The organism is Okeania sp. SIO1H4, from assembly GCF_010672695.1.
In the GTDB taxonomy this organism is placed as follows: domain Bacteria; phylum Cyanobacteriota; class Cyanobacteriia; order Cyanobacteriales; family Microcoleaceae; genus Okeania; species Okeania hirsuta.
Genome location: NZ_JAAHGB010000005.1, coordinates 34,579 through 47,711, shown reverse-complemented (window position 1 = coordinate 47,711; position 13,133 = coordinate 34,579). Strand labels below are relative to the sequence as shown.

Genomic DNA, 13,133 nt, shown 5'->3' with positions numbered 1-13,133 from the left:
TTTATATTTAATTATATAACTAATTATATCTGAGCCGTTAAAAAGTGATTTTATTGATCACGAAAAAAATATCAAGTATGTAACAAAAACTAAAGTAGTTTATAAGCATTTTTCCTTCTACTTGACACCCTCTATTCCCTGCCTGACTCTAACTATAAATTTTAATGCCTACCTATTTATTGAACAACTGAGTTAGGAGAAAATTTTAATTAACTCATATTCTAATTAACTCATAATTCAGATATTGACTTACTAATTTTATCTAAGTCTTTGACAAATTTACAAAAGGAAATTTTCGATGTCCAGGTTTGATAAAATAATTCATTTTTATGATAAGCATTGGGCAAAAATATATGAGGTTTATTGAGTAAAATACATAAAATATGACCGTGTAAACGATTGGTAATTATTAATTTATGGCGTTGCAATTGATAGATTGCACTATGAATAAAGTGCCACGACCGACTGTGTAAACTAGAGTATTGTAAATTCTGAAACTTGAGTGTATAGGGATGAGAAGCTAGCCATTGTTGCCTAGTAAACCATTCTTGGGGAGTAGCTAAACCTCTTTGCCATCCTTCTCTAAATAGAGTTGCTACCCATCTCAGCAACTTAGTTTTTTCAACTCCTAAAACCCATTTGTAAGAAACCCAATCTGCAATGACTAAATTAGATAATCCGAGCTGACTAGGAGCAAAAGTTTGATTCAATTCACGGTCATCTCGACATAGATACAGTATAGAATTGTTGTAATTTTGTTGTTGCTCTCTGTTCAGACTATTAACCATTTGAAAAGCCATATCAGGAGCCATAAAAATTTGGCATTTAGTAAAATATTCACTAGCTAGTTTATAACTTAGACTATCTCTAACAAAAATCGTTAGAGCAGGGTGACTATTAAAAATATTTGCTGTTTTTTTGAGATTTTCTAAGTTTTTAAAGTAAATACTTTGGGGAAAAATTATTATAGGGCGGTCTTGATATTGAGTAATAATTTTCTCTCGAAATCTTTGACATTCTCCCCACAAATCCCCTAAATTTCCACCACCATTAAGAAAGATAGGAGCTTGACCAATTTTTTCTTCCATTTCTCTAGCAGAAAAATTTTTCACACTGGCAGCATATCCAATTTTTGTGTGATTAACTTCAGTTAGATAAAGAACGGAACCTAACCAAATTAGATGGTCTCCTAAATTCAAATAATCAGGATAATCTAGTAAAGCACATTTTTCATATTTTTCTAGATTTGCTAGAGAATAATACAACTTTTCTTTGATATCTTTAGGGGTTGTCATAGTATTATCTAAAATTTATTTAAGTTTGTCTAAAATAGTCATATAGCTGTTTTCTGCACAGATAAAAAGGGCTTAATAAAGTACTCCATAAAAATTCCATCTCGCAAGCTAAACTAAGTTCTGTTTTACAATGTTTTCTGTGCTGTAAATAATACAATAAAATTTTCCTAAAATCATTAGCAATATAAATAGGCACAACCAAGGGTCTTTGCCAACTACTTATACGAATCATTCTGATATGATGTCTTGCTAAACCAACACCCCGTACTAGAGAAAGTAAATATTTTTTTTCTAAGCGATATGGAGGTATTTTATGTGTAATTACCATCTGAGGATTATGCCAAATTTCCCAACCGCCACGTTGGATATAGGATAAAGCTTCTAAATCTTCGCTGGCTAACATAGAGTTACCAGTTCTACCTGCGAGAAATAATTTTTTCGGAACACAGTCTAACCAAGCTTGACGAAGAACAACTAGTCCCGCTCCAGGAGGGAGAATTCGTTTTTCTGGTGGATAAATCAAAGCTTGTTTTCCACGGTCAATTACTGCTAAAAAACTCGCTATTTTATCAAAATCTTTTGGCAGTTCTTTTTGAAAAGCTCCCTCAATTTGACCACCAAATGCTCCTACTTGAGGATGACTTTCAGCAAATAAATAAGCTTTTTCTAACCAATCTTTTTGAGGAAAATTATCATCATCAATAAATCCTACTAATTTACCTCGTGCTTTTTCAATAGCAGTTTGTCGAGCAAAAGCTAATCCTTGTTTTGATTCAAAAGTGTATCTTAATTCAATTTTTCCTGCCCAAAGAGTTTGGTACTGACACACACATTCAGCAGTTTTATCTTGGCTATTATTATCAACAACCAAAACTTCCCAAGAAATATTGTGCTGATTTAATTGATGACTGAGTTTTTCTAGAACTTCACCTAAACGAGTTTCTCCATTATAAGTACATATAGCTATTGTAAATTGGAACATAAATGGGTTTTAGTTTACTAATTTACCGGAATTAAAGTCTTAAGTAATTAAGACTTTAATTCATTATTCTCCATAGTTCGATGTTAATCCGGAAAACATCCCATAATTTTTATTATGGCATACAGGCTGAAAATGCTATAAATTTCATCGATAAAAATGACAATATTTTGATTGATTGTTTGGAGTAAAATAGCATTTGTCAGTGATTTCTCAGTGTGGTGAAGTACATTGATTTCAGTACAACCAAGGATGGTAAATAATAGACTGTAGCTCAGTTGCTGGGGAAAGGATATACCAAATGTCGCGCATTTTTGCTACATATACTTGGTGAATAATAAACCTTTGTTCATAGCAGTAAATGACTTTACTCATCGCATTACTTTTTAGAAATGGTATAATACAAATCCTGTTAATTGCACATAGAATCCGGCTATATAATATCTGTTTATAATTTATTAAATTACTCCAATATTAGACATCTTTTCCACGGATAGGGAGTAGGGAATAGAGGGAAATAATTGATAATTTCTGTACGATAATTGATTTGATTTTTTATTATTGGAGATGTCTATCTAAATCTCCCCTACTCCCTTCCTGGGAGGGGGAGGGGCGAGGGGTGGGTCCCCTACTCTCAACTATGTGGTAAGTATTCAACCGGATTTGATATAACTTGGTATCTGGCCATGAAAAAATTGAGTAAGGACTTGACACTATCTAAATGCTCTGCTAGAATGTTAATTTAACAGGTTAAACATAGAAATATGTCAGTCTCACGTCCAGAGTCCGACTGTTAATATATTCAAAACAAACAAAAAAACTAATGTTTCTCATCAATTCCTACTTTTATTTTTGGCACAGAGAGGTTCACTTGGAGTGAATTTAGCTTTTGCTATGAACCTCTAAGTGAACCGCAGAATAATAACTGCGGTTTTTTTATTTGTAAATTTCACTATCTCAAAAAAAGATGAAAACAGCTATGACTCAAGTTAATACCTGGTATTACGGTTTTTATTTTTGGCCTCGATATAATTCCGGGTAACTTGTCATGCTGACCTTCAACTTTTACCCGGAACTAACAACAGTTTCGGGTTTTTTGTTTTTTACCCCACTTAATCTACATAAGGAGAATATTTCGTGTCTGACGCTAAACTTGCATCCAAATCTCATCCCGAACATCAAACAGTTATTAATATTTCTGAAAGGACAACAGTGGGAGGTAAAGATTTTTTGATTATTGGCGGTCCTTGTACCGTTGAAAGTATGGAACAAATGGAATTAGTAGCAAGCAAGTTAATAACTGCACCCGTACAAATGTTGCGGGGTGGTGTCTATAAACCGCGCACTTCTCCATACTCATTCCAAGGGTTGGGAATAGAAGGATTGAAAATTTTGGCAAAAGTTAGCCAATCTTACCATCTCCCAATCGTAACAGAAGTAATGTCTATTCCGCAAATAGAGTCGGTAGTTGCTGATGCGGATGTGCTGCAAATAGGTAGTCGCAATATGCAGAACTTTGAGTTACTAAAGGCAGTGGGCAAAGTTGGCAAACCTGTAATTTTAAAACGAGGGTTATCTGCGACTATTCAAGAATTTTTGATGGCTGCTGAATATATTCTCAGTTATGGCAACCCGGATGTAGTTTTGTGCGAACGTGGTATTCGTAGTTTCGATAATTATACTCGTAATGTTTTAGATTTAGGTACGGTAGCTGCGCTAAAACAGTTAACTCACTTGCCAGTTATTGTCGATCCTTCTCATGCGGCGGGGAAACGGGAATTAGTCGCACCGTTGGCCAAAGCTGCTATTGCTGGTGGAGCAGATGGTTTGATGATTGAATGTCATCCTGTACCGGAAGAGTCTGTTTCCGATGCACGACAAGCATTGTCATTAGAAGATATGGTGGAGTTGGTTGAAAGTTTACGCCCCATTGCTACAGCAGTGGGGCGACATATTTGTCAGGTAGAGGAGTTTTCTGTGGTTTAGTTTTTTAGCGATCGCTTTGATCGCGTCAATTTCACTTAGTCAGGACTATTGTCATCAACGTCAAGATACCACTCAATAGCAGCTATGCTGGAGGCAGAAATCAACATCCTACTTTGTCTAGTTTTGAGACTTTTAATTTGTCTCTAACAACTATGGCAACTGCTGTAAGTGAACATTAAGAGGTAAAAAATAATCAAATATCATGGCAAAACTGCAATTAAAAAATCTCAGAAAACAATTTACTAAAAATGTCATTCCCGTTAAAGACATGAATATTGAAGTTGAAGATGGGGAATTTTTAACCTTACTGGGGCCTTCTGGTTGTGGAAAATCAACCCTACTAAGACTTATTGCTGGGTTAGAAACACCCACTCAGGGTAAAGTTGTTATTGGCGATCGCGATGTAACAAATGTACCACCGGGTGGTCGTAATATTGCAATGGTGTTTCAAAGTTACGCCCTCTATCCGCACATGACGGTCTTTGAAAATATTGCTGCTTCTTTGAAACTCCGTAAAATACCTCAAGATGAAATTCAGCAACGAGTTAATAATGTTGCCCAGAAACTCGAATTAGGACAATTAATAGACCGCAAACCCCGGGAGATGTCTGGTGGACAAAGACAAAGGGTAGCATTAGCTCGATCGCTGGTACGCAACCCAGAAGTATTTTTGTTAGATGAACCTCTCAGTAATTTAGATGCACTATTACGCGAACAAGTACGAGCAGAGTTGAAACAGTTATTTAACTCTCAACAAAAACCTGTAGTTTATGTTACTCACGACCAAACGGAAGCAATGACTTTATCGAGTAAAGTAGCAATTTTATATGATGGTTACTTACAACAACTTGATGCACCTCATAAAATTTATAGTCGTCCTGCTAATAAATTTGTAGCTGGTTTTGTCGGTAGTCCGCAAATGAATTTACTGACTCTTAAATGTGAAGAAAATTATGCTATTTTAGGTGATTTTAAAATTCCTCTGCCTGATTTTCCAACAATTCCAAAACAAATTGTTATGGGTATTCGTCCGGAAGATGTACGTTTTGTTTTGACTGAAACTTCTGAGGTTGCTATTAAAGGTAAGGTGTTTTTGGTAGAAAATTTAGGTAAGGAAAAACTGTTAATTGCTCGGGTGGAAAATTCCGAACAAAATATCCGTGCTTTAGTTCCTTATGACCAAACTTGGGGTGAATTAGTAACTTTAGAATTACCTGCTAAACAGATTCATTGGTTTGATCTGGAGTCTGGCGATCGCTTACTCCAATATTAAATAGGGTTTACTGAAAAAGTGGTGTTGCACAATAGAGAATGATATTCTAGAATTTGATTGAGAGATGGATTGTCCTGATTGTCAAAGCCATAAACTATTGAAAAATGGTCATCTAATTGGGCTTTGGTGGGTGGAGAATGCTGTAAAATCTAAAGTGTCACAAGGAAAGCTCAAAACAATCCACTGTCCCAAATGTCTATCATCTCGATTGAAAAAAAAAGGTTTTCGTCGGGGGAAACAATGCCATCAATGTCAAAATTGTGGCCAACAAGATTGTTGAATCTCCAAGTAATAACGCTGATCATCCAGAAGTCAAAAAACTCTGTCTCAAAATGTATCTCAACGGCATGGGATTTCCAGCCATCGCATCTAGTTACAGAAATTGACCATACTACCATGATCAATTGGGTAAAAGAATCGGCACAACAGTTATCCGATGAACCACAGGATGATGAAATTCCTGAAATCACTGAGATTGATGAAATACAGCGGTTTGTGGGAAATAAAAAACAGATTGTTTGGAATAGCTTGTGTGGTTAATCATTGGAAACCGGGAATTATCCTTTGGGAAATTGGCGTTCGCGATAGCGATGCGGAGCATGATCGCTCCAGGGCAAACTTTTGAGAAGTTATGGCAAGTTATCCAGTGTGAGCATAGCTTTTGGTATGTCACTGACGGTGATCGAGTTTACCCAAAATATATTCAACCTGAAGACCAAATGGTCTTGCAAAACTTATATGACCCGCGTGTTACGGAGAAAACACTCCCTTGAGACATGATCTGGCTCGACTAAAACGCAAAACCCTCTGTTACTCCAAATCCTTAACAATGCTTAAGTATTCTATTGGCTTGCTGGTACATTACTTGAAATTCAAGACTGTGCCAGTTCTTTTCTGAGCATTACACATTCACCAACGCCAATTTTTTGAACCTAAGCGACCTAAAAGCTGGGACTTTTTTTCAACTAAAAAATTCTAAAACCTTTATATGTCAATGCTTTTAGATTTAATCAGCAAACCCTATTTAGCTAGGTTACATCGCAAAACTTTGTGCTACTCCAAGTCCATTGATATGTTGTACAAATCAATTCCCTTGCTGATCTATGATTTGAAACATCGGCAAATTCCTCAATTCTCGTAATCATTCGTCACTGTGCAACGCCTGAAAAAAAGTTGCTGAAAGCAGTCTGTAAATGTCTCAAGCTTTGCTGCAATGGAACACAACTTACTTGTGTGAGAAATTCTAAATCTTTTTGCTTTTTCCAGGAGGTAAGCATGGCTGAGGTTTGTTTATAGCTTACTCGTTCTTGCCTCTCATACCATGCTTGAGTCCATTCAGCTAAAGCTTTGTTGTAGATTAGACCCACGTAACCCAAGGTCTTCCTTAGCAAGTTTTCTTACTCTAGAGTAGGGTAAAACCTAAATTTGTACGCTTTCTCAACCATCTATTACTTACTGAGAATTATTCACAGTCTAACATAATTGTGTGTGAGATATCAAGATTGATTGCTTTTCTTCCCGAAGCTCCCACAGGCCGGAGAGCGCGGTTCTCCAAGCAAAGTTGAGATAAAAATTTGAACTCTTGAAATCCTCCCGACGTTGCACATGGCGCGACAACGCAGGATTCCTAAACCTCGCAGATTAGGACTTTCGGCTTCTAACGCACCTACCTCCGAGGCCTTTCCCTCTTTCTGGTCTTACGGTCGCTCCACAGATTGACACTGCTAGCTCAGTAGCCTTATTTAATCTTAACACACTATTGGCAAAACCACAAAATTGATTGGTTTTCCCATAGGACACTCCCCTTTGGGAGAGCGCGGGTCTTGAACCAACTTTAGAGATAAAAAAAGCCGATGAGGAGACTCGAACTCCTGACCGTTCGATTACAAGTCGAGTGCTCTACCAACTGAGCTACATCGGCAACGTTTTTAATAATAGCAAAGCTGCACCTATTTATGCAACCCCTTTTTACTTTTAAATCACATTTGTTTTAAATAGCTTAATAAATCGGCCATTTCCCGGTCGCTGGGCTGAAATTGGGGCATAGGTGGTGTTTGGCCACTAACTACTTGCTTAATAATTGCCACATCTGACTTGCGTTGGGAAATACCTTCTAAATAAGGTCCGATCTGACTTTCTAAAACCCACTCGTGACAACCTGCACAGTTCATTTGAAAAATCGCGTGGCCTTGAACTGGGTCTCCATCAATAGACAATACTCTTTTTGTATAAGGATCATAAGCATGAAACTGCCTAAATCCTAAGAACATAAATAGGACTACCAACAGAACAGCCAGACCAACTAAGGCGCTCCACTTCAGTAAGACTTCTTTTTTGGTATCAGCAAGCTGGTTATCCAAAATCTTTATATCTCAAAAACTATCTACAAGAAAGTTTAATATCAATTAATATACCTTAACAGTATGGCTCTTTTTAGGGTAATTCTTTTATATCAAGTACAAAGATTTAATCTTAATCAATACTTTGAGGAACTATATTATTCATATTTGTATATAGAACCAATTTGGTATATTGACCTTGATGACATTTTTGAGCCATGGAGTCGTCCGTGGGATGTGGGATAGAAGGCAACTAGAAAAATATTCTCATACTCCTCCATGATGAATATCCGTATCTTCTCACTGTAGTTTTTGGTATACTTGCGTAAAAATTTGAGAGGCAGGTTATACATGGATTAAAGCAATAATTGAAAATACTTTAATACGCCCCATCTGCCCATCTGCTCCTAGTATTTTTAATATAGATCCCATAAGGGTTTTATATATTGGCCTGGGATTTCTTTACTGGCACTTTATCCCCAGACTCAAAAGAAATAGTAATATTGATCGATAAACAAATAAAAATTTCAACTATAAGGAGTTGGCTTCGTGGTAGAACCATTACTTTCTGGAATCGTACTAGGTCTCATCCTCGTGACATTGGCAGGACTATTTTTTGCAGCTTACCAACAATATCGACGGGGCAACCAATTAAACATCGACTAGATCAGTCAATCTCTCCTCTTGAGTGAGACTAAAGAAGGTCAAAGCTGTATTGCCATAGACTTTCTGCCGACAAACTTCTAAGGTGGACACAGATTTAACAGACAATCCTTCGGGACTATGTTCCACTGCTAACTCGCTGGTTGGTGCTAGAAGTTGATATTGGGCGATCGCCTCTAATACTGGTTGATATAAATCACTAGCATAAGGTGGGTCAAAATAAATCAAGTCAAACTTCTGCCCTACCAGCACTTTTAAACGTTTCAACACATCTCCCCGCAACACCTGAAATTCCTGAGATGAACTGGCCACAAGTTGCCAATTATGATCAATTACAGCACAAGCAGGGCCATATTTTTCAATTGCAATGGCTAAGGATGCTCCTCTACATAAAGCTTCGGCACCCATGGAACCCACACCTGCACATATATCTAACCATCGACAACCAGCTATATTAGTTTGCCAAATATTAAAGACTGCTTCTCGAACTTTGGCCAAAGTCGGACGAGTGGTCATTCCTGGTAAAGTTTTTAACGGACGATTTCCATATATCCTTAAGTTCATGGTTGCTCTAACCAGCTAAGGCCAAATTTTCAGATATAACTTTATTAACAAAATTTGACAAAATTTGTAGTCCAAGAGTAGAAGATTTTTCTGGGTGAAACTGTACTGCCATTAAATTGTTTTGCCCTACTGCTGCTGTGACTGTTTGATGGCCGTGGGTGACTGTTGCTGCTGTAACTTGAGAGTCAGTGGGGTCAACATAGTAGGAATGAACAAAATATACCCAAGGTTGAGAAGTTATTTCACTCCACAAAGGATGGCCTGGTTGAGTAAATTGTAGTTGGTTCCAACCCATTTGGGGAATTGTCAGACCAGGTTCAGATTTAAACCGACGTACTTTTCCAGAAAGTATTCCTAAACCTGGTTCCTGACCTTCTTCGCTACTTTCAAATAATATTTGCAAACCTAAACATATACCTAAAAAAGGTTTACCTGAAGCAATAACTTGTTTTATGGGTGTTTCTAAGTAGCGCGAGCGCAAGTGTTGCACTGCCGGGTCGAAAGACCCTACTCCTGGTAAAATTACTGCATCAGCTTGTTCTATTTCTATTGGAGAATCTGTAATTTTTGGGGTGGCACCAGTTTTTTCTAAACCTTTACAGACAGAATGTAAATTACCCATATCGTAGTCTATGACTGCAATAGTTGGCATTAATTTTTATCCTTATTTTGTGATTGGCAATTTTATTATAGTTAATAAGTTAGTATAATTTAAAGAATTTACAGATTTTTTTATTTTGTCTTTGTTTGAAAAATGAAAACTAAAGTGTTACTGACATCATTTGATATATGGGAACCTCACCATAAATCTAATTCTTCTGATGATTTACTTGGTCTGATATCTGTGCAAAAATTAACTAATTATTCGTTAAGTTTTTTAAGAAAGTTACCTGTTGATTCACAGCTAGCTACACAGATTGTTATTGCTAAAATAGAAGAGATTCAGCCTGATGTGATTATTTGTTGTGGTATGGCAGAAACAAGGAAAATTCTCACAATAGAATCTCAAGCTAGTTGTGGAGAAGTGGTGATGAAAACTTCTATTAATTTAGCAGAGTTAGTTGCAGGTTTGGATGTGACTGAGATTAGTAATGATGCAGGAAAGTTTGTTTGCGAAGACTTGTATTATTCAGTTTTAAAATATCTCGATATGAGTTGTTATCAAAGTAAATGTATATTTGTTCATGTGCCTGTTTTAACAGAAAATAATCGGGATAAAATTGTAGGAGATTTTATGAAAATATTATTATATATCGTTTGATAATTTATATTTTAATAATTGACATATACCCCATTATCTAAAAAAAATCTATGTTTATTCAATACTTCAATTATTAAATAATGAGTCAAGCATAGTTATGTTTTTAACGATTATAGACATGAAGTGAAGATATATTATTCATAATTGACTATCTTCCTACTCTCTATGATCTTATTAACTAAGATGTAGCAAAACTTTACCGTCTACACAGTGTTTACAATTGCTTGGGATTTTAGTACCCATCCACTTTTTCCTTCTTTCTTCTTCCTTGTTCAAGGCTCGTATTAATTGAAGCTTGATCTATAACTACAGAACAAGAGTTTAGCTAAATCTTTACTAAACTTATCTCAAAAATTAATGACTATTTCACTGTCAATTACTCCCTGATGTATTTCGTAATTTAGTTGATTTTTACATTCCATTAATCCCAGGAAATGAATTATTTTACTTTGACAACTCTTGAAGGTTATTATTTCTGATTGTTCTTGCCATCCGTCAGGAATATCTGTCTTCAAAGAAAATCTACTTTCATCTAAATATCTTAAGTCTATTTCTGCTGTAAAAAATCTAAGAATATATAAAAACTCTGAAACTTTTACCTTTATGCCATGTTCCCTTTTCCCTAAATTAAAAGATCTTTTTACCCGCAACTGAAATAAAATTGTTATAGCTCTGTCTCTTACTTGAGGAAATTTACTTTGCAAACTATTCTTTCTCAAAGTTTTTTCGTCTCAGTATTTAATTCTCTAATAAAATTGCTGTGATCTATAAAAAACGAGCATTACCGATTTACTGGCAAATTTTGCTCCAAAAAGGCTCGACTAATTTCAGGGAACAAAAAGCACTTATTCAATCAGTTTTAGGTTGATAGAAAAAATATAAACTGGTAGTTATTGGAGACCGATAATTTCATGGTATAGAGTGATATCACTGGCTAAAAATTAGGTCTAAGACTCAAAAAATAAATTTGATATTTAGACAAAAACAAAATACTAACTATAGAAAAAATCGTCAAAAATACCAGCCTTTGAGTGATTTGCCTGTAGCTCCTGGAACCCAAATATTTTTCAGTAACATTAATCTCACTAAATACAAAGGTTTCGGTAAATTTAATTTGGCTGCATATTGGAAAATCAAATATAATCATCAACTAGAAAAGCGAGTGCGTAATTCCGAGGTCTCCTCGGAATGAAAGACGCACTCAAGACAGGAACCTTGGTATTTACTAACAAATCTTGAAAGTTTAGATGAAGTTATCAAAATTTATCGGTCGAGAATGGGTATTGAGGCGATGTTTAAAGATGGTAAAACAGGGGGATATAATCTAGAAGGAAGTCGAGCTAATAAACAACCCTTGACCAATTTGATTTTACTAATAGCTATTGCTTACACAGCTTGATCTTACCATGGTAATTGTATCAAAAAGTCAGGAGATCAAAGATATATTTGTCGATCAAAAGAACCAGGACGAAAAGACAGAAGACATAACAACTTTTGGGTAGGTATGTATGGTGATTTGTGGGTGATCACTGGGGAATATTTATTCGATATTGTCCCAGATATGATGAATTTTAGTCCCCAGAAAAAGACCGGACATAAAATAAGACATCCTAAAAGCAAGATTAAAACAAAAAACTTGATGTTATCTAGCAAAAAGCCCCTATCAGCAATGGAGCAGGACTTGCACTGTCTTCCAGAGCAGCGTCGGGAGGATGTCAATGGCATTCTGTAGTAAAATGTGAAAGTAGATTATTATTTGATGTAATCGAAAAAAAATTTATGAGTGAAACACAAAATAATCAACAGTCTTCGACCCCAGTTGTAAATTCTGAAGCTACGGTCTCAAGTCAACATGAATATCCTACAAGAACACCGCCTTGGGGTACAGTCACAATGTTGGAAGAAGGTCCACGTTACAAAATTAATCGTATAGAGGTCAAACCAAAACATCATATTACGACCCAAATGCACTATCATCGTAGTGAACATTGGATTGTGGTTTCTGGTACTGCTAAAGTTGTGTTTGATGGTACAGAACATTTGCTCCTGCAAAAACAATCAACTTATGTTCCACCAAACACAGCACATCGTGTAGAAAATCCTGGTACAATTCCTCTAGTAATGATTGAAATTCAAAATGGGGAATATCTTGGGGAAGATGATATTACTCGTTTTCCAGAAGCTGATGCAGAAGTATCTTCAAAATAATTTTAGGTAGGCGATCGCTCATAGCAGTTTTCACTAAGAAAAGCAGAAAACAGAGGTTATTTAGTCCACTCCGGCATTAAATAAAAAACTGTAGTACTGCTCGCGTAATGGTAGAGGGAGTAGGGGAGAGTAGGGGAATAGGGGAGACCTGGAGTGGAAAAAACTATGAGTAGGAAAGAAACCAAAATACATCTTCTTTCTTGATCATCGGAGCTGACATCATCAGGTAATTTGTCCCAAGTTCAATCCATAGCATTATGGTTGTAGGACTGCCTAAAAAACAGCTATATTTTTGAAATATCTATCCATAGATCATATTATAGTAGTTTTCATTAACTATAGAATACAGAGATTTTTACTTAAAGGCAGAAGACACTTATGCTGAGGGCAGAAGTTCTGTAGCCTACCTTTGTGAAAACTGCTATAATTAATGATATAATTATCTGTTAAACTTTGTTAGCGCACTATAACTGGACTGAGAAACCTAAAAATGGGTGAGGATACTAAAAAAAGTTGGCATTGGTGAATTAGTGTATGATATTAATCTTAATTACTTAAGAGTCAG

15 protein-coding genes, 1 tRNA gene and 3 pseudogenes are annotated in these 13,133 nt (G+C 36.0%); 10 read left to right on the top strand and 9 right to left on the bottom strand.

Going from position 1 to position 13,133, the window contains the following annotated elements; translation table 11 throughout:
- Positions 1 to 230: 230 nt before the first annotated feature.
- From F6K06_RS03020 to F6K06_RS03010, 3 genes are all read right to left on the bottom strand, one after another.
- A complete protein-coding gene (locus F6K06_RS03020) occupies positions 231 to 1,295 on the bottom strand; it encodes a polysaccharide pyruvyl transferase family protein (RefSeq protein WP_287240073.1) in 1,065 nt (354 codons plus the stop codon).
- 19 nt (positions 1,296 to 1,314) lie between these two features.
- The gene (hpsE, locus tag F6K06_RS03015) at positions 1,315 to 2,277 is read right to left on the bottom strand and encodes a hormogonium polysaccharide biosynthesis glycosyltransferase HpsE (protein WP_287240071.1); all 963 of its coding nucleotides are present in this window, start codon (positions 2,275 to 2,277) and stop codon (positions 1,315 to 1,317) included.
- Positions 2,278 to 2,832: 555 nt separating this feature from the next.
- The gene (locus F6K06_RS03010; protein WP_287308870.1) at positions 2,833 to 2,988 is read right to left on the bottom strand and encodes a hypothetical protein; all 156 of its coding nucleotides are present in this window, start codon (positions 2,986 to 2,988) and stop codon (positions 2,833 to 2,835) included.
- Between the two features lie 423 nt (positions 2,989 to 3,411).
- Between F6K06_RS03010 and aroF the strand changes: the two genes are divergently transcribed.
- The 4 genes and pseudogenes from aroF to F6K06_RS02990 all read left to right on the top strand — a co-directional run.
- The gene (aroF, locus tag F6K06_RS03005; protein WP_124147259.1) at positions 3,412 to 4,260 is read left to right on the top strand and encodes a 3-deoxy-7-phosphoheptulonate synthase; all 849 of its coding nucleotides are present in this window, start codon (positions 3,412 to 3,414) and stop codon (positions 4,258 to 4,260) included.
- A gap of 202 nt (positions 4,261 to 4,462) precedes the next feature.
- Positions 4,463 to 5,533: an ABC transporter ATP-binding protein gene (locus tag F6K06_RS03000; protein ID WP_124147258.1), complete on the top strand. Its 1,071-nt coding sequence runs from the start codon at positions 4,463 to 4,465 to the stop codon at positions 5,531 to 5,533.
- 178 nt (positions 5,534 to 5,711) lie between these two features.
- Positions 5,712 to 6,431 (top strand): annotated as a pseudogene (locus F6K06_RS02995) (IS1 family transposase).
- A 123-nt stretch (positions 6,432 to 6,554) separates the two neighbouring features.
- Positions 6,555 to 6,674 (top strand): annotated as a pseudogene (locus tag F6K06_RS02990) (IS1 family transposase); the annotation flags it as partial.
- 19 nt (positions 6,675 to 6,693) lie between these two features.
- Here F6K06_RS02990 and F6K06_RS02985 read toward each other — a convergent pair.
- The 3 genes and pseudogenes from F6K06_RS02985 to F6K06_RS02975 all read right to left on the bottom strand — a co-directional run.
- Positions 6,694 to 6,978 (bottom strand): annotated as a pseudogene (locus F6K06_RS02985) (helix-turn-helix domain-containing protein); the annotation flags it as partial.
- Positions 6,979 to 7,381: 403 nt separating this feature from the next.
- A tRNA-Thr gene (locus F6K06_RS02980) sits at positions 7,382 to 7,454 on the bottom strand.
- A 58-nt stretch (positions 7,455 to 7,512) separates the two neighbouring features.
- Positions 7,513 to 7,893, bottom strand: a complete 381-nt coding sequence (locus F6K06_RS02975) for a cytochrome c (RefSeq protein ID WP_124147708.1) — start codon at positions 7,891 to 7,893, stop codon at positions 7,513 to 7,515.
- Positions 7,894 to 7,956: 63 nt separating this feature from the next.
- On the opposite strand from F6K06_RS02975, the gene F6K06_RS02970 reads away from it, so the two are divergent.
- Positions 7,957 to 8,118 carry a hypothetical protein gene (locus tag F6K06_RS02970; RefSeq protein WP_161564752.1) on the top strand — a complete coding sequence of 54 codons (162 nt, stop codon included), beginning with the start codon at positions 7,957 to 7,959 and terminating at the stop codon, positions 8,116 to 8,118.
- A gap of 303 nt (positions 8,119 to 8,421) precedes the next feature.
- Positions 8,422 to 8,538, top strand: coding sequence for a cytochrome b6-f complex subunit V (petG, locus tag F6K06_RS02965; protein ID WP_124147707.1), 117 nt, complete (start codon positions 8,422 to 8,424; stop codon positions 8,536 to 8,538).
- Here petG and rsmD read toward each other — a convergent pair.
- Together rsmD and hisH are read right to left on the bottom strand one after the other, a co-directional pair.
- On the bottom strand, positions 8,524 to 9,099 hold the full coding sequence (gene rsmD, locus F6K06_RS02960) for a 16S rRNA (guanine(966)-N(2))-methyltransferase RsmD (protein ID WP_124147706.1): 576 nt from the start codon (positions 9,097 to 9,099) through the stop codon (positions 8,524 to 8,526). The two genes, petG and rsmD, sit on opposite strands and share 15 nt — an antisense overlap.
- Positions 9,100 to 9,106: 7 nt before the next feature.
- Entirely contained in the window at positions 9,107 to 9,751 is a 645-nt protein-coding gene (gene hisH / locus F6K06_RS02955) for an imidazole glycerol phosphate synthase subunit HisH (protein ID WP_124147705.1), read from the bottom strand.
- Between the two features lie 102 nt (positions 9,752 to 9,853).
- Between hisH and F6K06_RS02950 the strand changes: the two genes are divergently transcribed.
- Positions 9,854 to 10,360, top strand: a complete 507-nt coding sequence (locus F6K06_RS02950) for a peptidase C15 (RefSeq protein ID WP_124147704.1) — start codon at positions 9,854 to 9,856, stop codon at positions 10,358 to 10,360.
- Between the two features lie 347 nt (positions 10,361 to 10,707).
- On the opposite strand, the gene F6K06_RS02945 is transcribed toward F6K06_RS02950, so the two are convergent.
- Positions 10,708 to 11,064 (bottom strand): hypothetical protein, encoded by a 357-nt coding sequence (locus tag F6K06_RS02945; protein ID WP_287240067.1) that lies wholly within the window; start codon positions 11,062 to 11,064, stop codon positions 10,708 to 10,710.
- A gap of 263 nt (positions 11,065 to 11,327) precedes the next feature.
- Between F6K06_RS02945 and F6K06_RS02940 the strand changes: the two genes are divergently transcribed.
- From F6K06_RS02940 to F6K06_RS02930, 3 genes are all read left to right on the top strand, one after another.
- A complete protein-coding gene (locus F6K06_RS02940) occupies positions 11,328 to 11,552 on the top strand; it encodes a hypothetical protein (protein WP_124147702.1) in 225 nt (74 codons plus the stop codon).
- 84 nt (positions 11,553 to 11,636) lie between these two features.
- Positions 11,637 to 11,759 carry a hypothetical protein gene (locus tag F6K06_RS02935; protein WP_275670468.1) on the top strand — a complete coding sequence of 41 codons (123 nt, stop codon included), beginning with the start codon at positions 11,637 to 11,639 and terminating at the stop codon, positions 11,757 to 11,759.
- A gap of 380 nt (positions 11,760 to 12,139) precedes the next feature.
- Positions 12,140 to 12,568: a phosphomannose isomerase type II C-terminal cupin domain gene (locus F6K06_RS02930; protein ID WP_287240064.1), complete on the top strand. Its 429-nt coding sequence runs from the start codon at positions 12,140 to 12,142 to the stop codon at positions 12,566 to 12,568.
- The last annotated feature ends 565 nt before the right edge of the window (positions 12,569 to 13,133 follow it).